This window comes from Fusibacter sp. (assembly GCF_057447755.1).
Genome location: NZ_JBVBZF010000003.1, coordinates 22,176 through 42,155 on the forward strand (window position 1 = coordinate 22,176; position 19,980 = coordinate 42,155).

A 19,980-nucleotide genomic window follows, 5' to 3' on the forward strand; every position below is an offset into this window, starting at 1 on the left:
TGATCATAAACAGCTCATTTTGTATAAGATACTTGATAACATATTCGCACTTGACAAGCATATCAAGATGGTCCATGCTAAGAAGAACAAAATGAGAATCTTTCGGAAGCGCTTCTTAACGACATTATAAATCGAAGTATTCTGAAAATCAACTGGTCGCCCATTTGTCAAATTCTCATTGATATTCAGTAAAAACAAGGGTTCAGGCTTATCTACCACTCGGTAGGCGGGACATCTTGGCATTTACCTACCATTAGGTAGGTTGTACCTTAGATGCCTTAAATCCTATTTTCTTACTTTTTTTTACGTCAACTGCCCTTCACTGGACTTTTTACATATTGAACTCATTCAAGCGTTTTGAATATTTATTCATTCGATCCGGTCAAAAGTGTATTTTTATTAATTTATTAAATTTACTTAATAGGCTAAAACCACCTATTTCCATAGTTTTCGATAAAAAAAATCCTCATTGAACCTATTATTTATAAGTTCAATGAGGATTTCTATTCATTATGGTCAATTTTCATTTAAGATTCATATACCCTTTTAAAAACAGATACTTTTAAGAGGACAGCGATCACGACTGAGAAGCAAACGACTGTCCCAAGAGGTCCAGCATTAAAGCCAAGGTCAATATTCATACCTGCAACCGCTAATATGGCCAGAATGACACCGACAATCCCCTCTCCTGCAATCAAACCTGATGCAAATAGTATACCACTGTCTACCTTGATCTTTCTTTCAAATGTATCCGTCTCTTCATCTTCTTTATCCAGCAAGCCTCTTATGAGGCCACCAATAAAAATAGTTGTTGTAAGTTGTATCGGGAGGTATAAGCCTATGGCAATGGGTAAGATGGGTAAACCTAAAAGTTCAAAAATCAAACCGATTGCGACACCGATAAAAATCAAAGCCCAAGGTAAATTACCCTGCATTACACCTTCAACGATTATTTTAACAAGTGTTGCCTGTGGTGCCGGTAAAGCTGGTGAACCAAAACCCCAAGCCTTATTGAACAGTGTTAAAACACTGCCGAGGACAATTGACATCATCATCACCCCGATAAGTTCTCCCAATTGCTGTTTATAGGGTGTTGCCCCTACAAGATAGCCTGTTTTTAAATCCTGTGAGGTATCACCTGCCATGGCTATGATAATGCATATGATTGCACCAACTGTAAACACTGCAAATATGCCATCTGGCGAGGTTCTACCCAGCAACCTAAATAGAAATGCAGCCATTATAAGGGTTGCCAGTGTCATGCCTGAAATCGGATTGGATGAACTACCGATAAGACCTACAATTCTCGAGGACACTGTGGCGAAAAAGAAACCGAAAATCGCCACAAATAGTGCACCGATAATGCCGATGTTCATGATTGGCAAGACTGCTATGGTCACTGTAATGACCAGTGTAAGCACAACAACTGTCGAAATGGGAATATCCTGATCTGTCCTTAAAAAGCTCCGGCCCTCAAGCAAATGATTGTAATCCCGCATGGATTCAATAAAGGTTTCAACAATCAAGGGCATTGACTTAATCAAACTCAAAAGACCGCCAAAAGCAACAGCGCCTGCGCCAATATAGCGAATATAATAGTGCCATAGCTCTTCCGTTTTGAGTATGCCTATTGGAAATTCTGCAGGGAAAAGCGCAACAATACTGCCTTCACCAACAAGGGCGATGAGGGGTATAATAACAAACCAGCCCAAAAGAGAGCCTGCAAGCATCAAACTTGAAACATTTCTTCCTATTATAAACCCAACACCAAGCAGAGCTGGCATGGCATCCACACCTAGGAAGGAGTGGATCGGTCTAGATATTACATATTCCAGTCTTGAAGGAATTAACATTAAACCCTCTGATATTAATTTATAAACACTGCCAATGGCAAGCCCCTGGAAGGTCGCTTTTGCCTTTTCGCCCCCCTCTTCACCTGCAAGCAGTACATCCGCACATGCAGAACCCTCAGGATAGGGCAGGTGATCATGCTCCTTGACAATTAAGGCCTTCCTCAGCGGAATCATGAACATGACCCCTAAAATACCACCACTAAAACCAATTAAGGTGATTAAAAGCATCGATGGCGGTTCTATCCCCATGCTCTTAGACCATAGGAACATTGCCGGAATTGTAAAAATAGCGCCTGCTGTCAAGGATTCACCTGCAGATCCAATAGTCTGCACCATGTTGTTCTCGAGGATTGAATCACGCTTCATGATGATTCTGGTGACGCTCATTGAAACCACCGCTGCCGGAATGGAAGCGCTAATGGTCATACCAACCTTTAAGCCCAAATAGGCGTTGACAACGCCAAAGACAATTGCAAGCACAATTCCAAAGATTACAGAAGTAATCGTGAGCTCAGGAATGGATTTATGAGCGGGAATAAATGGTTTAAATTGCTCTTTTTTCATATTTTAACGTCCTTTAAAACCCGTAGTTTATTGCTTTCTATACTATTTTACAGTTTTTAAAGACCTGTGTACAGAATTGTTTATAAAATGTAGTATTCGTGCTATAATTAGCCTAACGGAGGGTAGGTTATGTCAAATAAAATGAGTACAAAGGATAAAATCCTATATGCAGCCTTAAAGAGTTTCTTGAGCATCGGCATTGATCAAACATCACTAAACAACATCGCTGAAGCTGTAAACATTAAGAAGCCTTCTATATATTATCACTTTAAATCAAAAGAAGACTTGGTGAATCAGTGTATCAACAACATCCTCGACGACCTTGAACACAGATTGAATTTAACACTTAATGCACTTGATAACCCTAGGGCTCAGCTGGAAGCTTTTTATGAATGCATGATTGAATTTCATAAAAATCTCTCCATTATGGTATATGAAAACCACCATCAGTTGGTCAACTTAAATTCCTTCTTTCAAAGCGCCTCTATTGACAACGAGGTCAACCAGCAGCGGATTGAACGTTATTATCACAACCTTCAGGTCAGCCTTATTCACATGCTATCCAACGGTCAGAAGCAAGGTCTTATTAAAAACTCAATCAACAAGGAGATCATCTCCATCGACCTCATCTCAAGAATTGACGGCATGATTTCTCTAAGTGCCCTCTATAAAAATGCAAATATCAATACGCAAAGACACAGTTTATATGAAAGTGTCTGGGACAGCTTAAAATCGGATCACACCCCTAAAAAGAAAAAAATTCTAGATTACAAGAGCATCGACCTAGGGCGAAAGTGGTAGGATCACAAAATTAAATTAAAAAGAAAGTAGAGGTTTTCATTCACCTCTACTTTTTTATATACGTCGGGACAAGGTCCATAATGGATTCCATAATAAGCTACATATATGTTCTACATAATATGTTCTTGATACGCGCCACAAGATGTTCCTTAATAGGCTTCATAAAATACTGAATTGACGATAAACTTACCTGCCATAGAGCTTTGTCATAAGCTTAATCTTCTCGCTCAATCCCTTGCTTAAATCCTTTTCTGTAATTCTAAAGACCCAATTGCCACCAAGGGTCGAAGGCGTGTTCATTCTCGCTTTCGAATCAAGCCCTAAAAAATCTTGCATTTGTGCAATGGCCAAGTTTGCTGTCGAGGCCCAGATGCCTCTGATGAAGCCCCAATTATAGCCTTCATGCTTGTCGAGTTTCAAGTATTCAACCGCAAATTCACGATCTGATTTCATGACATTGTCCATCCAGCCCATAACCGTATCATTGTCATGGGTTCCCGTATAGGCAATACATTCTTTCTCATAATTATGTGGTAGATAATCGCTTTCTTCACGGGTATCGAATGCGAACTCAAGCACCTTCATGCCTGGAAAGCCAGTGTCTTTTCTTAGTTTAACGACACTCTCCGTAAGGAAACCCAAGTCCTCTGCAATAATGCTCACATCACCAAGTTCCTTCTTAATGGCATCAAAGAGCTTTATGCCCGGACCATCAACCCATACGCCATTTTCAGCCGTCAAATCCCCATAGGGAATTTCCCAGTAGGCATCAAAGCCTCTAAAATGATCTATTCTTATGGTATCAAAGAGCTTAAGACTGTAGTCAATCCTACCAATCCACCATTTGAAGCCATTTTTCTCCATGTAGTCCCAATCATAAATTGGATTGCCCCATAATTGGCCCGTAGCAGAAAACGCATCAGGTGGACATCCTGCCACACAAATCGGTTTAAGGTCTGCACCCAGCTTAAAATATTCTGGATGTGCCCAGACATCCGCACTGTCCTCAGCCACATAAATTGGCAAGTCTCCAATGATTTGAATGCCCTTGCTGTTCGCCACTGCCTTGAGTGCAAACCACTGCTTAAAGAAGAAATATTGCGTAAAGATCCAAAAATAAATTTCAGATTCATGCGTCTCTTTAAATTTTACAACAGCTTCCGAATCCTTGCTGCCATATCCCTCAGCCCAGTTTGTCCAAGATTGGTTGCCATTATAGCTCTTTATGGCCATGTAAAGCGCAAAGTTTTCCAGCCAATCCCCTTCAAGTTGTAAAAATCGATCCAGTTCATGTCTGATTTTAATTTTTGCATTCTCATAAGCCGATTTCAAAAGGGGCATTTTATGATAATATAGTTTCTCATAATCTACCCTGTGCTTATGCTTGCCCAAATCAGTCTTTTCAACTTCCTTTTTATCTAAGTACCCCAACTGAATGAGTTCATCAAGATCTATAAAGTAAGGATTACCCGCATATGCAGAAAATGACTGATATGGTGAGTCACCATATCCCGTGATGCCAATCGGCAGTATTTGCCAGAAATGCTGACCTGATTTTTCTAAAAAATCGACGAAATCATAAGCACCTTTCCCAAAATCACCAATGCCATATTCACCTGGTAGTGATGATATGTGTAATAAAATCCCACTACTTCTCTGCTTCATAGTATCTCCTTCTTTCCTTTGAGGCTTCAAAATCCTTATGTTTAACCTTCATTTATACTTTTATTGTGACGAATACTCACTTTTATGCTTTGAATCTTTTGTGGTTTTAATACTTTATGATTAGCGTTCAATAATCTGTGTTTCCACGATATAGTGGTTCACAGTTGAAACTTTTTTTAGTTTTTCTATGAGCAACTTTGCCGCTTTATAGCCCAGCATCTCAGAATTGATGTCCACAGAGGTCAACATTCTCTTGTGAAATTCATTCATGGAAATGTTGTTAAAGCCAGTCACCCTGACGCCTTCAATACCATTCGTTTCCAAATAGTTTAACGCACCATGTCCCAATAGGTCATCCGTTGTAACAATCGCCTTAGGACTCCCCTTGGAAAATATTTTTTCACAGGCCATATAACCACTTTCAATGGAAACTTCCGCTTCATGAATCACCTGTTCTGGATCTATTGATATGCCTCTAACATTCAAAGCACTTCTAAAGCCTTCAAAACGATCCTTTGAAAAATTGTAGGACAGGCTACAGCCAATATAAGCAAATTTATCGAGACCGGCGTTCACTAGCAAATTCACCATATTGTACATGGCCTGAAAGTTGTCATTATCTACCCACAAGGTATGATCTGCATGCTCTGGTCTCCCTATGACAACAAAGGGGAAATTCTCATTTTTAAGATACTCAATACAGGCATCGTTTTCCATGGTGGTCATCAAAATGATGCCGTCCACCAAATTGGAATTCACATAGTCCTTTAAGAACTTGAGCTCTTCTGCTTCATTCCGAGTATAAGTGTACATAATGTGGTAACCGCTCTTCTGAGAGTAAATACTGATGCCTCTCATGGCCCTGATAAAAAAGGGATTGTCGAACAAATCTGTTTCAGAGTTGGGAATAATGAGACCTAGTGTATTGGTCCGTCTATTGGCCAAGCTTCTTGCGATAGCATTGGGTCTATAATCAAGTGTTTCCATTGCTCTATTGACTCTTACTTTGGTCTCGTCAGATATACTTGGATTGTTAGCGATTACGCGTGAAACTGTCGATGGTGAGACACCTGCAAGTTTGGCTACATCTTTTATTGTAATTGGCATAATAACATCTCCTAATGATAAGTTCACTTCACTCTTTCAGTATATCAAATATTAAGTCCAATGAATAACACTAATATAATTACCCATTTTTTAGCATACTTCACATTCTATTTTATAGCCCCTTGGGTAATGCCCTTTACAATATGCTTTTGCATAACAAAGTAGAACAATACAATCGGAATCATTGCAATAACAAGACCTGCAAGTGCCAGATGCCACTTTTTACTAAACTGGCCAAAGAAGTAGAACATCTTAAGCGGAATTGTCTGCCACTGGGGTCTATTGATCACAAGCTGAGGTAGGAGAAAGTCATTCCATATCCACATGACATTTAGAATCCCAACCGTAACAGTAATTGGCTTAAGCAGGGGTAAAACGATGTACCAGTAAATTTGGAAGATATTACAGCCATCAAGCAGGGCCGCTTCTTCTAGTTCGAGCGGTATGCCCTTTATAAAGCCATGATAAAGGATAATGGCAAGGCTCGATCCAAAACCGATATACATAAAAATCAAACCTGCAGGGTTTAAGAAATGTAGTTTACCCATGAGGTTAATGAGTGGTAGCATTACCGATTGAAAGGGAATCAACATAGCGGCCGCAAATAGGTAATAGAGGATAACCGCTGTTTTTGATTTAGTTCTCACCATCATCCACGCTGCCATTGATGCCAATAATATAATAATGAGACAGCTTGTCAAGGTGATCATCAAAGAATTAGAAAAAGACCTGATGAAATCTAATTTCTGAAAAGCATCCACATAATTTTGAGGGTTGAAATATTGGCCAAAAGGCAATCCTGTAATATTGATAAAAATACCTTTTTGCGTCTTAAGAGAATTTGTCAAAACAATGTAAAAGGGTGATAAAAATAAAAATGCCAATAGCCAGCTGATCACCGAAAGTATCATTTTATTGCGTCTTTCTGACTTCATTATAGTTCGACCTCCTTACTCTTTGTTAGATAGATTTGAGTCAATGTAATGACTGCCACCGAGAGTAAGAATATGACCGCTTTTGCCTGTGCAAATCCCAGTTGATTTCTCGCGAAAGCCGTCTGGTATATATTGAGTGCAAGCATTTCTGTGGATCCGTAGGGTCCACCGTTTGTTAGGGCTAAGTTTTGATCGAATAATTTAAAGGAATTGGATAAGGATAAAAACAAACCTACTGTGAATGCCGGCATTACCATAGGAAGTGTTATAAATCGTAATCTCTGTAAGCTGTTAGCACCATCAATTTTAGCGGCCTCAATCAAGGACTCAGGTATACTTTGAATCGCTGCAATATAGATAATCATCATATAGCCGGACATTTGCCATGACATGAGGATAACAAGTCCCCAAAATCCAGTCGTTTGAGTTGATAACCATCCTTCAAGGAAAGGCAGGTTCAAAGAGCCACCTATATTGTCAAATGCCTTTACAAAGATAAACTGCCAGACGAAGCCAAGGATCAGACCGCCTATTAGATTGGGCATAAAAAATATGCTCCTCTGAAAATTAGCCCCTTTAAGTCCTTGAGTTACAAGTAGAGCCAATAAAAATCCCATTATATTAATTGTAAAAACAGATATGATTGCGAATGTTGCTGTGAATTTAAATGCTGTGAAAAATTCTGGATCTCCAAATGCTTTTTTATAGTTTTCAAGACCTACGAAGGTAACTTGGTTAGAAATGCCATTCCAGTCTGTAAACGAAAAGTAAATCCCCCTGAACATCGGTATGATGACGACAATGAGAAATGCCAGGAAAATTGGTCCTACAAAAAGCCAAAACCATAATTTTGATCGCTTCAAGTCAAGCCTCCTCTGTGATATTGATTTAAAAAAGAGGGGGATTAAGCTCCCCCTCTATACAATTACTTATTATCTCATTTCAACCCATTTGTCTTTTACAGTCTGTACGAGCTCATCCCAAGATGTTTCGCCAGCGTAGTATTTCTGGATTTGCTCACCAAGAACGCCCATACCCCAATCTGTAGGATAGCCCATAAATACCCAAGGCATTGTCTTGCCTTCGCTTGCAAATCTCAAGATATCTTTTGCAAGAGGATCAGCTGGTTGAACATTGTCATAACCCTGCATAGGTGGAATAAAGAACATTTCGTTTACGATGATATTTTTACCTTCTTCTGAAGTGTAAAGCCAGTTTAAGAAATCTTTTGCTGTCGCTTTTCTAGCATCATCTGCATCTTTATTGATTGCCCAGTACATTGGAACACCAATTGCAATTGAATCTTCCTTAACACCCTTTAAAGGCATTGGTAAAAAGCCTAAATTGTCTGCAACAGTTTCGTCAATTGCCTTTACACCACCGTAAATCCAGTTACCCTGTTGGATCACTGCAACTCTTTCAATTGCAATACCTTCATCAACTTGAGTTGCATAATCAACAGCGTTTAAGCCAGATGTTTTTTCTGAACTTGATGAATATTTTGCCATAAGGTCTAAATAGGCTTTAAAACCGTCTGCATATTTGAATTCAATTGAAGGTGCATCAAACGCATCGATTGAACTTGCAAACTCATTTGCAAAAGCAATATTTGATGAGTGTAGTCCAGTTACCCAAGTTTCTCTTGCTGCATACTCAATAGGTGCTTCAAGTAATGGGAACTCAACTTTTAAATCACCTGCATCGATTTTAGTTTTAAGTGTTTGAAGTGCATTTTCAAGTGCATCATAGCTTGTAATTGCAGATGCATCAATACCAGCTGCTTCGAAAATCGCTTTATTGTAAGCTAAGCCATAACCTTCAATGTTGTAAGGCAACGCATATACTTTGCCATCAACGGTTACACCAGAGAGTACGCCATCAAGCGGTAAACCAGCCCAAGGTGCATCTGTCAAATCTTCTAATTTATCCATCCAATCCTTTACGTCTTGCGGTCCACCAACATTGTAGATGTCAGGCTCGTTACCTGATTGGAACTGAGCTCTTAATGCAGCACCGTAGTCGTCACCACCGCCAACTGTTTGAAGATTGATTTTAACGTTTGGATGCTCATTTTCATATAGTGCAATGGCATTGTTCAAGGCATCGACAATTTCAACCTTGAATTGGAAAATGTTAATTTCAACTGGCTCAGCTGCTTGGTCCGTAGCAGCCTCTTGTTCTACTGCTTCTGTAGAAGCCGGTTCTGTAGCAGGTGCAGGCGTTTCTGTTTTTGCCCCACATGCTGATAACGAAAATACCATGACTAAGATTAATAGTAAACTTAATACTTTTTTCATTTGAATCCTCCCCTTGAGTCTAAATGCGATTACTTTATGCAACCGTTTTCATAGATTATTATATTCTCAGCCAATGTGTTTGTCAATTTCATTCTCATCCTTTTTTATGTATACATTCAAAAAATAAAGCAAGTCACACTCAAAACCCTGTTTTTACAGCATTTTAAGATGGCTTGCGCATTTTGAAATTTTACTTATAAAATTAATTAGGCAGATTTTTTATGCAAACGTTTTCATTATCTCGTTTAACATTTCACTGTTTTGACTAATAATTATGCCATTTCCACTTGTCACCGCTTCAACACCCATGTCGACATTCGTCACACAGCCAGCTTCCAAACACAGCAATAGTCCAGCAGAGATTTCCCACAATCGTTTTGTAAACAAAACATGCGCGCCAGATCTTCCCGAAGCGACAAAAGCAAAGTCTATTGAGGACGCCCCCTGAATTCTAATTTTCATAGCCTTATGCATTAAATTTGACATGATTTCCAACTGAACTGGTCTCGACGTAGGATTTGATTTAGAAAAATCTCCAAAAGTAACAATGCTTTTATCCAGTGTTTGATGCTCATCCGCATGCAGAGGTATATCATTCAAAAAGGCCCCCTTACCCTTCTCAGCGAAATAAAACTCATCAAGCATTGGCAAGTAGATAAGACCAACCGTAGGCACCCCATTTTCATAAAGTGCAAGTTGCGTCCCAAAATAAGGTGTATTTTTTGTATAATTCAAGGTGCCGTCTATTGGGTCAAGGACCCAGGTCCGCACCATTGACAAGTCAGCATCAAAATCTTCTTCTTCTCCGATAAACCGATCCTTCGGAAACTTTTCAAGGAGGGCTGCTTTTATGCGTCTTTCAACTTCAATGTCTTTATTTGTAACCACATCACTTTCAGGCTTGTCGGATATTTCAAGTGTACTTTCACCCTCTAAAATAACCTCTTTTACGACCGATTTAATTAAAGCTGATAAATATGTCTTCATCTCTATTTTCTCCTCACTCATTTTACAAAAATGTTATAGTTCTATTTATTTATACTGTTGACAAAAGACCATTTATTTGATAAATTATTAACAAATACACATTCTTATCCTTTGATCGCCTTGGGCTTTTATGGGATGAGATTCATACAACATTCAACCTGAGAGCGAAGAATACTCTGAACTTAAAGGAAGTAATGTCATATTTATATGATTTTCACATTACTTTCACATGCTCTTAGTAGCATTTTTTATTTTTTTTGGGAGGTCATATGAATTCTATCAAAAAACTAATCGACACTTTATACGATACGTCAAATTTAACGGATGAGCAACTCTTAATGCTCTTAGATGAAATTGAGTCTGAAGAAGATCTACAATATCTCTTTGACAAAGCCGTTGCAAAGAAGGCCATTTATTATACAGATACCGTTTACATGAGAGGCTTAATCGAATTCACAAATTATTGCAAGCAGAATTGTACCTATTGTGGTATAAGAGGTCTCAATACAAGTGTAGATCGTTATCGCCTTGACAAGGAAACGATTCTCGCCTGCTGTAAAGAAGGCTATCAATTGGGCTACAGAACCTTTGTAATGCAAGGTGGCGAAGATCCTTATTACACCGATGAACGTCTTGTGGATATCATTAAGGCCATTAAAAAACAGCACCCGGATTGTGCCATCACGCTTTCTGTCGGCGAGCGTTCACGTCAAAGTTATATGGCCTTGAAAGAGGCTGGCGTTGACCGATATCTTTTACGTCATGAAACCGCTTCTAAAACGCTATATGAATCTTTACACCCAAACATGAGCTTTGAGAACAGAAGAAACTGCCTATATACTTTGAAGGAACTCGGTTATCAAGTAGGTGCTGGATTCATGGTGGGCTTGCCAAATCAGACCAATTCAGATCTCGTAAAGGATTTGAGATTTCTCAAGACATTATCGCCTGAAATGATTGGCATAGGCCCTTATATTCCACATGATGAGACACCATTAAAAGGTTCGCAAGGTGGTACGGTTGAAAAAACCCTAATTCTTGTGGCCTTAACGCGCCTACTTGTTCCAGAAGCGCTTTTACCTTCAACAACTGCCATGGGAACCCTTGATCCAAAGGGTCGAGAAAAAGCCTTAAAAGCAGGTGCAAATGTCGTCATGCCAAACTTATCACCAACCAATGTCAGAGAAAAATATGAATTATACAAGGATAAGATTTGTACGGGGGATGAAGCAGCACACTGCAGACAGTGTATTGAAGGCCGGATTAAGAGCGCAGGCTTCTCTGTTGATATGGGCAGAGGCGACCATACCAAGTTTAAGGGCCTAGAAACTCAAGATTCACCATTTCATATCGTTGGCTAATTTGTCACTTAGGTCCCGTACGTTACACCTTAGGGACATATGACCCTAATCACATAGAATTTAAAGAGCTGAATTTAGGAATTACTAAATTCAGCTCTTTTTTATCTTAAACAAGAAAACTCGAAGGATTACAAACCCAGCGTTTTTTCACTGAAGGTCTGCTGATTTTTAATCGCAAGTGCAAGTTGTTCAGCAAGGAAGGCCATAATTTCAACATCCTCATTTGAAAAAACATGACTTTCAAAAGCATCCATATTGATCATCCCATATAGCCCCCCATCAATTTCTATTGGCGTGCATAGCGAAGACTGTATTGGTAACCCCTCATCATTATCCAGTATCTTGGCAAAACCACTACTGAATTTTTCTTGAATATTATTAATAATCACAGGGTTTATAAATTTGCCTTTTGTCACTTCGTAGACAAAGGATTTATCAAACTCAATTTCATACCGAGTCGCTTTTTCTTGATCATACCCCCTACAAGCCAGTACCGACAGCTTTTGACCCTCCAATTTTAAGATACAGGCCAAATCCGCATGCGTGATGTGTGTCATCATATTAGAAAGCACATAGTCAAACAAGTCTACCATGTCTAGGTTTTGAATCATCAAGGGATTGAGCTTAATTAATATATCCTTTACAGCAGACAATTTCTCTATGCGCTCCTCATTGCGCTTGCGTTCTGTAACATCAAAGGCCGTCACTAAAACGCCACTGGTATCCACTGTGGTAAATTTTACGTTTAACCAAATCCATTGATTATTGGGGAGCAATATCGGAATTTCTCTCAAAGTAATACTCTCAGATGTTTTTTGGGTTGCTTTATAGGCAGCTTTCAACCGCTCAAAGACTTCTTCAGAAAAAATCTTTTTAAAGGAGTCTAAGTGGTCTAGTGGTTCAAATGTAACCCCATAAGTATTATAAAGCCAATGGTTGGTATATACAATTTGGTCATCTTCATCCAGCAGAAAAATGGCAACATTTATGGCACTGGTCAGAGCTCTGAATTTTGCTTCCGCCTCTTCTAAATTCATCAAATGAACAGATTGTTTTAAAAGTTCACCATTCAAATGATAATTGACGGACTTGAGCTCTTCCAGTAGGGTTTCTTGCTTCTTAGACAACTTTACACTTGTACAATAGGCTTCGTATTTCTTCTTGCCAAAGAGAATTGCCAAGGTGGACATCAGTAAAATCAAAGCAATACTAAAGATCTTATCTTGATCTAAAACACCCATATAGAGGGCCCCAAAGAGAAGGAAACCGCCAAAAAAGGCTATGGGGACAATCAATCTCACAAAATCCAAAACGAGGTAGACTAAGATGTATATCGTTAAGAATATGGCTAAAACAGACTGAATTGAACTAGGTGAATACAAAAATTCATAAGCCCTTGAAACCAATAAAAAACTGAGAAAAACTTCAATCCATAGGGCTCCCTTGCTCAACTTAAGCGGTATCAACAAAACAATTGCAATCCCAAAGAGAAATGCACTGTGGCTATCACCGACCACATCCGTGCGCAAAGTCGCTGAGGAAACATAAAAAAACAGCTGAACAATCAAATAAATCACACCAAAATTAAATATCATTTTTCGATCGTGATTGGTCATTTGTTCATCTGTATAATCGAAAGGTTCTATTCCGAGAATTGATCGCAACTTATTTCTCATAAAGCCACATTCCTTTCTTCTGATAAATTCTATAAGGCATTCATACCCAAATTTGATATAATAATTAATAAAATTAACGAAAGTGAGTATTCCCTATGAAATTACCTTTTGAAAATCAACATCCCCAGTGCCACGACCACAGCTTTATTGCAGAAGGTGCTAAAGTCATCGGCAAGGTATCCATGGATTTATTCAGCAGTGTTTGGTTCAATACCGTTGTAAGAGGTGATGTAAACGCCATTAAAATCGGTAAATATTCAAACATTCAAGACAACAGTGTTGTACATGTTGCCGATCATCACCCAACCATTATCGGCGACTACGTTACCGTAGGTCATAACGCCGTCATCCACGGCTGCACCATAGAGGATCACTGCCTAATCGGCATGAGTGCAACCATACTCAACGGCGCTGTAATTGGACAAGGCAGCATAATCGCAGCAGGTGCTCTGGTAAAAGAACATCAAATCATACCACCTTTCTCACTGGTTGTAGGGGTTCCCGGCAAGGTCGTCAAGACACTTCACGCAGATATTACGACTATTCACGCACAAGCAGTAAAATACAAAACACTCTGGACAGAGCGTTATGGTTTTCTTAAAAACGCTGGCGGAGAAGTCTATGGTGGCGAAAAAATTGTCTAAAATCAGTCTAAGCATTAAAATAGGGCAGAAATGATTTTCTGCCCTTGTTTTTTGACCATTTTAAATTTAAGATTAGAGATTGCTAGAGTAAAAACACTGCACTGACCGCCCTTACCCCAATTACGTAGCATAATACAAAAATTAAGACTACAACCGAATTGCTTACACGAGATATTTCAATAGGTTCAGTACCATCGCTATTTACAGGATAATAGGCTCTGTAGCTCAGGGCATAGTCCAAAATATTTGCGACCACCATAACAATCATCGCATAGTTAAAGAGCTTGCCAATCATGTTTAAAATCTCATTAACCAACCCTATTAAGAGGGTTTGGTCAAACAAAGTATCCAGTATAGTACCATCTACAACTCTTAAACCCAAGAGCCCAATGACCACAAATACTGCAAATAAAACAAACAACTTGATAGTGAGTCTATAAAGCCCCCTACCCACATCACTCTCAGACAAAAGTGCCTTTTTAAGGGGGAAGAAGTAGCCTCTATATTCATGTGAGTATTCTTTAACCGAAATCTTTGCGACATCATGCCCCATGAGATTGCGAATACTGTCTTGATCTTCCACGATAATCGACGTACTTGGTTCTGTACATAGCTTTAGATAATTCTCTTTTCTCTCTTTACTGATATCATCAATATGTAAAACCTCTCCATACTTCATATGGATACTCAAAGCATGAAGTTTATGATCTTCTTTTTTGACACTCATAGATACCTCCATTGTTGTTATTACATATTATTTATAACCCAATCATAGAATTACTAAACATTAGAATTATTATAGCATACCCCTAAGTCGATTCATATGTTATTTCCCTTACAAAGTTGGGTATGATTATGTCAACATAGAAATCGGAGGTGCTTATGAATACAACAATTCAAACCCTATTAAACCATAGATCGATAAGGTCTTATAGCAAGACGCCTGTATCAGATCAAGATTTAATGACCATCATAAAATGTGCTCAGGCAGGGCCCAATTCCATAAACGGACAACAATTCAGCGTAATCGTCATCAAATCTGATGAAACGAAAGAAAAGCTTGCAGGCCTTTGTGGCGATCAAGACTATATCGCATCAGCGCCTGTTTTTTTGATCTTTGTTGCCGATTATTACAAGGCAAAACTTGCCGCTGAGAAAAACGAAAAACCACTTGTCATTACCCAAGACGTGGAATCGCTCTTAGTCGCCAGTGTTGATATCGGCATTGCGCTAGGGAATGCCATTGCCGCTGCTGAAAGTCTTGGTCTTGGCATTGTTCCCATTGGTGGCGTTCGCAAGAATCCCGATGACTTGATCAAACTTTTGAATCTACCTGAATTCGTCTTTCCTATGGCAGGCCTATGTATCGGTTATGCCGATTCGCCATCCACTCAAAAACCACGTATGCCAATGGAAACTTTTATGCACCTTGAAACCTATAACACAAACCTTGAAAATCTAATAGAAGAATATGATGAAGCCATGTCGGACTATATGTTCAAAAGAACACAGGGCAAGAGCAAACGCAATTGGTCATCATCCGTTTCTGGCCTATACAAGTCTGTCTACTATCCAAAAGTGACCCCAACCCTGATCCAACAGGGCTTTCTCAAGCCTCACAACACTTGATACAACCAGAGTAATAAAGCCATCCTCAACGAATGGTCTAAGAGTTCCGACCTTTAAATGCACAAAGTCCTATGAGACAAAGTAAAAGACTCCGCTTGCCCTTACGCTTGCTGAGTCTTTTTAAAGTTTTCAAGTTCTAAAATCAATTTTTCTTTTGCATCAATCATTTCAAGAAGCACATAGTAGGAAATTGAATTGGCAATCAACTCGCTGGTTACAAGACGCCCCTTTATATCCACCAATAAGGCATAGATTGATTTTTCAAGTTCAACGGCATACTCCAAGAAGAGTTTTCGCTCCCTAATCTGAGGCGTTGTCAAGATTCTCGAGAACTGGTTTACCAAAGAAGAAATTTTATCATAGGTCCCAAAATCAATATCTTCTGCCATTTCATCACTGATGTTTTGGATCATGCTCTGATAGTGATTGATATCTGAATCCACTTGGTTTATCATGACTTGGACCATCATACGCACCCTGACATCTCCATTGTCTTCTTTGATATGCTCATATATGGTTCTTTTCTTTGAGGCCACATCTATGCCTTTTCTTAAAACATCTCGAATGTCATACATAAAAACACCGTCCCTGTTAAATTTCTATTCCAAAAATAATCTTAACCGCTACCCCTACTAAAAATGAAATACCTGAAACGCCAAGGCTTATCAAGGCCATTTCGACAAACCTCTTTTTAAAGGGAACATCCTTAGCAACAGAAATGTAGTAGTTAAAGCCAAAAATAATAAGAACAGCTGTCATTAAGGTCAGTACCAGGCTGACAAAGGGATTGGTTACCACTAGAAAAGGCATTATCAATAGCGCTACTGTTATCACATATGCTATCCCTGTATAAAGTGCCGATTTAGCAGCTGTTTTCTGCGCTGTCTCATCCTCTTCCTGCCTTGATGACAAGTATTCGGATGCCGCCATGGAAAACGAAGCAGATATCCCTGTGATCAAACCCGTTAAGGCGATGAGCTTTGTATTTTGAAAGGCAAAGGTATAGCCTGCTAGGGCACCTGTGAGTTCAACCAGTGCATCATTTAATCCTAGCACTACCGAACCAATATAATTCAATCGCTCTTCATCAATCATGGCAATTAAAGCTTGCTCATGGACTTCTTCATCTGACATAATCTCCTGTATTGTCGATTCATGTTCTGTAAGTTCAAGATATTGATCTTGCGCCTTATCCTCGTCCCTCTCCAGGAGTTTAATACCAAATGTCAGACCAAAGACCAGGCTAATCCACAAAAAGAAATACACTTTGAAAAACCTTGGAGCTACATCAGTCCCTGTCAATGTTTTGAGTTTCTCATAATGTTTGAGTTCATCATCGCTAATACGCCTTAAGATTTGAGCATTTTGATCATCCTTAATTCTATTTGAGAGCTTTTTATAGATTAAATGACCCGTAATTTCATTTTTTTGTTCTTGAATTAAAGCTTTTTTAAAATCTACATCATTAAGCATCACGTTTTCTCCTCGTTCTTTACCCATAACCAAACGTCAATAAGTATACGCTTATTATACCATTTTTCTCAGAAAATCCATGCACATACACACAAAAACAGCTCTGATTGTGGCGATATTATACCCATTATCAGAACTGTATCCAATTTTTTGATTAAATTATGAAGTTGGGTGGATTCTTCAATCCCTTAAATTTTGTAATCCCTTATTTGGGCTCAAGGGACTCCAGTACAACGCGCATGCAATGCCAGCCCAAGGTGCCGCATTTCACGCGAGCAGGCATGTTTTGAAGATTTGAGAAGATTTGTGCATCTTCAAGACGCTCTATGGCTTCATCAGAGAGCTCATGGCCCCTAATCATTTCCAAGTAGTCATCGACCAGCTGGTGTGCTTCATCAAGGGCTTTTCCCTTGACCAGGTCGATCATAATCGACATTGCAGCAGTACTAATAGCGCAGCCGTTGCCTACAAAAGAGGCATCTTTAATATAGCCCTCTTTCAGCTCAACCTGTAAGGTCAAATCATCACCACAGTTGGGGTTATGACCTCTTTCCACATGTGTTGGGTGTGCCATGGCATGTTTATTGTGACCTTCTTTGTTATGATACATGATGATTTCTGTATAGATTGTGTCAGTCGACATATCCAAATACCCTCCTTACTTCATAAAGTCCTTTAACCAGTTGATCTACATCCGATTTTGAATTATAAAGACTATAACTGACCCTGCAAGTTGCACCAATTCCGAGATGGTCCATGAGGGGCTGGGTACAGTGATGCCCTGCTCTTATGGCAATCCCGTAATCGTCTAATATAGAAGAAACATCATGGGGATGTACACCCTCTACATTGAAAACAACAAGCGCTCCCCTGTCTTCAAGGTTAGATGGACCATATATTTTAATAAAGGGAAGGGCTTTCAAGGCATTAATAAGATATTCCGAAAGCATTCTTTCATGCTTTTCAATATTTTCAAGTCCAATCTCATTGATGAAGTCAATCGCTGCCACAAGTCCCTTTACGCCACCGACATTCTGGGTGCCTGCCTCAAACCTTTTAGGAACCTCTTCAAAGGTTGTCTTTTGTCGCGTTACATACTCAATCATATCGCCGCCCCTTAGAAAAGGGGGCATTTTATCAAGCAGTGCATGCTTGCCAAAGAGAACCCCTATGCCTTGAGGGGCAAACATTTTATGTCCAGAAAATACTAAAAAATCCGCATCAATTGCTGTCACATCTATCTTTTCATGGCCCGCAGCCTGCGCAGCATCCACTATGGCAATCGCACCATGCGCATGTGCTTTATCTATCAATTTTTGAGGCTTTACTTTGGTGCCAATACCATTGCTAATCCAAGGAAAAGTCACTATCTTGGTTTGATTGCTGATCTTATTGAGCTCAGAATCCGGCAAAAGACCGTTTTCATCAACCTCCAGGTAAGTTAATACAGCACCTGTTTTTTCAGCGACCATCTGCCAAGGCACGATATTACTGTGATGTGAGGATATCAAAATCACAATTTCATCCCCTGTTTTCAAGAAATTCAGGCCATAGCTGTAGGCAATTAAATTCAAGCTCTCTGTGGCATTTTTTGTGAAAATAATTTCTTCAGGCCTTTTTGCACCAATAAACTCAGCGACAATGCGTCTTCCACTATCATAAATTTCAGTAGCCTTCACACTTAGCATATGTGCGCCTCTATGGGGACTTCCGTTTTCATTTGCCATCTGATGCCTTACGGCATCTAAGACACCAATCGGCTTTTGACTTGTTGCAGCATGGTCTAGATACACCAGCTTGGAATCCGCTTCCAAGATGGGAAAGCGTTTCTTATAAATTAAATCTAAAGACATTTGGCTCATATTACACAACCCTTCTATCCACTTCTTCTGAGACAATTTCTCTAAAGGAAGCGTAGGGCACATTGCTTAGAATTTCTTCATAAGAAGCTTTAATAACGAGTTTTTTAGCTTCCTTTTCTGAAAAACCCCTAGACATCAAATAAAAGAGTTTGTTTTGATCAACCTGGCCAACACTTGCTGCGTGTTCTCCAATGACATCATCTTCAGAACACATGAGGGCTGGGATAGAATCTGATTTGATGGTATCTCCGAGGAGCATGACAAACTCTTCCTCTTTTCCAACAGATTGACTCGCACCGGTATTAAAAAACAAATTGCCTCTAAAAACCTTTAAAGCATTTGTGTCTAAAGCACCCTTTGATAAAATGCTTGAATTTGATTTTTTTCCAAAGTGATTCATGGTAAAGGACAAATCCGACCGTGAATTTTGATCGCCAAAGTAGATGTTTTTTATATTGGCTTCACTGTGTCTGCCCTCTAGGTCTGTTTCATAGCTGATTGCTTTAAATTGGCTGCCCATCTGAACATCGTATATATCCACAAGACCACCCTCAGCAACACTTGTAAAAACCTGATCAAAATGCTGAGAAATATCGTTAAGCCTTTGAAGCTTAAACACCCTAACATGACTTCCTGGTCTTGCGACAATGCGCGTTATGCCATAATGAACTGCGTACTGGCTTTCGTCTTTATCTGAATCTAGATCTTCAGCCATATGGTAATCGAGAACAAGGTCTAACCTCGCCCCGGCTTCAGCGACAATCAGGTGGTTGTCCACCAAGGGCTGTCCGTCTTTTCCAAATTGATATTTGAGTTTTACAAGAGGTGGCTCTAGTGCCTTTGAAGTCGACTTAATCACATAGCCCGTATTATAAAAGCCGTTGATATAGTGGATAAAGGCCTTTCCCAAATTCTTTTTTGAACATTCCTCCAACCACTCAATGGCTTGTTCAGAATCCACATATGTTTCAAAAGGCACTATGGCCACCTTGTCTGAACTGCTTGTCAGAGTCGCATTGACTTCAGAGTAGGTCGTTGGAAACAAACGATTCGGCAAAGCCACGCGATTCCAAACAGGCGTCTCCATTTGACTGAATGCCTTTTGATGTGCTTGTCTAATTTTCAT

General features: G+C 39.4%; 18 protein-coding genes. 4 read left to right on the forward strand and 14 right to left on the reverse strand.

Going from position 1 to position 19,980, the window contains the following annotated elements; all coding sequences use genetic code 11:
* Positions 1-527: 527 nt before the first annotated feature.
* Positions 528-2,417, reverse strand: a complete 1,890-nt coding sequence (locus AC220I_RS03185; RefSeq protein ID WP_486722370.1) for an OPT family oligopeptide transporter — start codon at positions 2,415-2,417, stop codon at positions 528-530.
* Positions 2,418-2,546: 129 nt separating this feature from the next.
* Between AC220I_RS03185 and AC220I_RS03190 the strand changes: the two genes are divergently transcribed.
* Positions 2,547-3,218, forward strand: coding sequence for a TetR/AcrR family transcriptional regulator (locus AC220I_RS03190; RefSeq protein ID WP_486722371.1), 672 nt, complete (start codon positions 2,547-2,549; stop codon positions 3,216-3,218).
* 186 nt (positions 3,219-3,404) lie between these two features.
* Here AC220I_RS03190 and malQ read toward each other — a convergent pair whose 3' ends face one another.
* The 6 genes from malQ to AC220I_RS03220 all read right to left on the reverse strand — a co-directional run bounded on the left by malQ (position 3,405) and on the right by AC220I_RS03220 (position 10,209).
* Positions 3,405-4,883: a 4-alpha-glucanotransferase gene (gene malQ, locus AC220I_RS03195; RefSeq protein WP_486722372.1), complete on the reverse strand. Its 1,479-nt coding sequence runs from the start codon at positions 4,881-4,883 to the stop codon at positions 3,405-3,407.
* Positions 4,884-5,003: 120 nt separating this feature from the next.
* Positions 5,004-5,990: a LacI family DNA-binding transcriptional regulator gene (locus tag AC220I_RS03200; protein WP_486722373.1), complete on the reverse strand. Its 987-nt coding sequence runs from the start codon at positions 5,988-5,990 to the stop codon at positions 5,004-5,006.
* A 107-nt stretch (positions 5,991-6,097) separates the two neighbouring features.
* Positions 6,098-6,925, reverse strand: coding sequence for a carbohydrate ABC transporter permease (locus AC220I_RS03205; protein ID WP_486722374.1), 828 nt, complete (start codon positions 6,923-6,925; stop codon positions 6,098-6,100).
* Positions 6,925-7,788: a carbohydrate ABC transporter permease gene (locus tag AC220I_RS03210; protein WP_486722375.1), complete on the reverse strand. Its 864-nt coding sequence runs from the start codon at positions 7,786-7,788 to the stop codon at positions 6,925-6,927. Before AC220I_RS03210 ends, AC220I_RS03205 begins: the two co-directional genes overlap by 1 nt.
* Before the next feature lie 69 nt (positions 7,789-7,857).
* On the reverse strand, positions 7,858-9,222 hold the full coding sequence (locus AC220I_RS03215; protein WP_486722376.1) for an ABC transporter substrate-binding protein: 1,365 nt from the start codon (positions 9,220-9,222) through the stop codon (positions 7,858-7,860).
* Positions 9,223-9,441: 219 nt separating this feature from the next.
* Complete coding sequence (locus tag AC220I_RS03220) at positions 9,442-10,209, reverse strand: inositol monophosphatase family protein (protein ID WP_486722377.1); 768 nt, start codon at positions 10,207-10,209, stop codon at positions 9,442-9,444.
* Positions 10,210-10,487: 278 nt separating this feature from the next.
* On the opposite strand from AC220I_RS03220, the gene hydE reads away from it, so the two are divergent.
* The gene (gene hydE, locus AC220I_RS03225) at positions 10,488-11,570 is read left to right on the forward strand and encodes a [FeFe] hydrogenase H-cluster radical SAM maturase HydE (RefSeq protein ID WP_486722395.1); all 1,083 of its coding nucleotides are present in this window, start codon (positions 10,488-10,490) and stop codon (positions 11,568-11,570) included.
* A 128-nt stretch (positions 11,571-11,698) separates the two neighbouring features.
* Here the strand turns inward: hydE and AC220I_RS03230 are convergent, their stop codons facing one another.
* A complete protein-coding gene (locus AC220I_RS03230; protein ID WP_486722378.1) occupies positions 11,699-13,246 on the reverse strand; it encodes a GAF domain-containing protein in 1,548 nt (515 codons plus the stop codon).
* A 95-nt stretch (positions 13,247-13,341) separates the two neighbouring features.
* Here AC220I_RS03230 and AC220I_RS03235 point away from each other — a divergent pair, with 95 nt between their 5' ends.
* Complete coding sequence (locus AC220I_RS03235) at positions 13,342-13,890, forward strand: gamma carbonic anhydrase family protein (protein ID WP_486722379.1); 549 nt, start codon at positions 13,342-13,344, stop codon at positions 13,888-13,890.
* A gap of 82 nt (positions 13,891-13,972) precedes the next feature.
* On the opposite strand, the gene AC220I_RS03240 is transcribed toward AC220I_RS03235, so the two are convergent.
* On the reverse strand, positions 13,973-14,617 hold the full coding sequence (locus tag AC220I_RS03240; protein ID WP_486722380.1) for a hypothetical protein: 645 nt from the start codon (positions 14,615-14,617) through the stop codon (positions 13,973-13,975).
* Positions 14,618-14,772: 155 nt separating this feature from the next.
* On the opposite strand from AC220I_RS03240, the gene AC220I_RS03245 reads away from it, so the two are divergent.
* Positions 14,773-15,519, forward strand: coding sequence for an NADPH-dependent oxidoreductase (locus tag AC220I_RS03245; protein ID WP_486722381.1), 747 nt, complete (start codon positions 14,773-14,775; stop codon positions 15,517-15,519).
* 101 nt (positions 15,520-15,620) lie between these two features.
* Here the strand turns inward: AC220I_RS03245 and AC220I_RS03250 are convergent, their stop codons facing one another.
* The 5 genes from AC220I_RS03250 to AC220I_RS03270 form a co-directional block, all read right to left on the reverse strand.
* A complete protein-coding gene (locus tag AC220I_RS03250; protein ID WP_486722382.1) occupies positions 15,621-16,094 on the reverse strand; it encodes a hypothetical protein in 474 nt (157 codons plus the stop codon).
* A 16-nt stretch (positions 16,095-16,110) separates the two neighbouring features.
* Positions 16,111-16,992, reverse strand: a complete 882-nt coding sequence (locus tag AC220I_RS03255; protein ID WP_486722383.1) for a VIT1/CCC1 transporter family protein — start codon at positions 16,990-16,992, stop codon at positions 16,111-16,113.
* 205 nt (positions 16,993-17,197) lie between these two features.
* Positions 17,198-17,635 (reverse strand): Fe-S cluster assembly sulfur transfer protein SufU, encoded by a 438-nt coding sequence (gene sufU / locus AC220I_RS03260; protein WP_486722384.1) that lies wholly within the window; start codon positions 17,633-17,635, stop codon positions 17,198-17,200.
* Entirely contained in the window at positions 17,625-18,845 is a 1,221-nt protein-coding gene (locus tag AC220I_RS03265) for a SufS family cysteine desulfurase (RefSeq protein WP_486722385.1), read from the reverse strand. The genes sufU and AC220I_RS03265 overlap by 11 nt, the downstream gene beginning before the upstream one ends.
* 10 nt (positions 18,846-18,855) lie before the next feature.
* Positions 18,856-19,980, reverse strand: a complete 1,125-nt coding sequence (locus AC220I_RS03270; RefSeq protein WP_486722386.1) for a SufD family Fe-S cluster assembly protein — start codon at positions 19,978-19,980, stop codon at positions 18,856-18,858.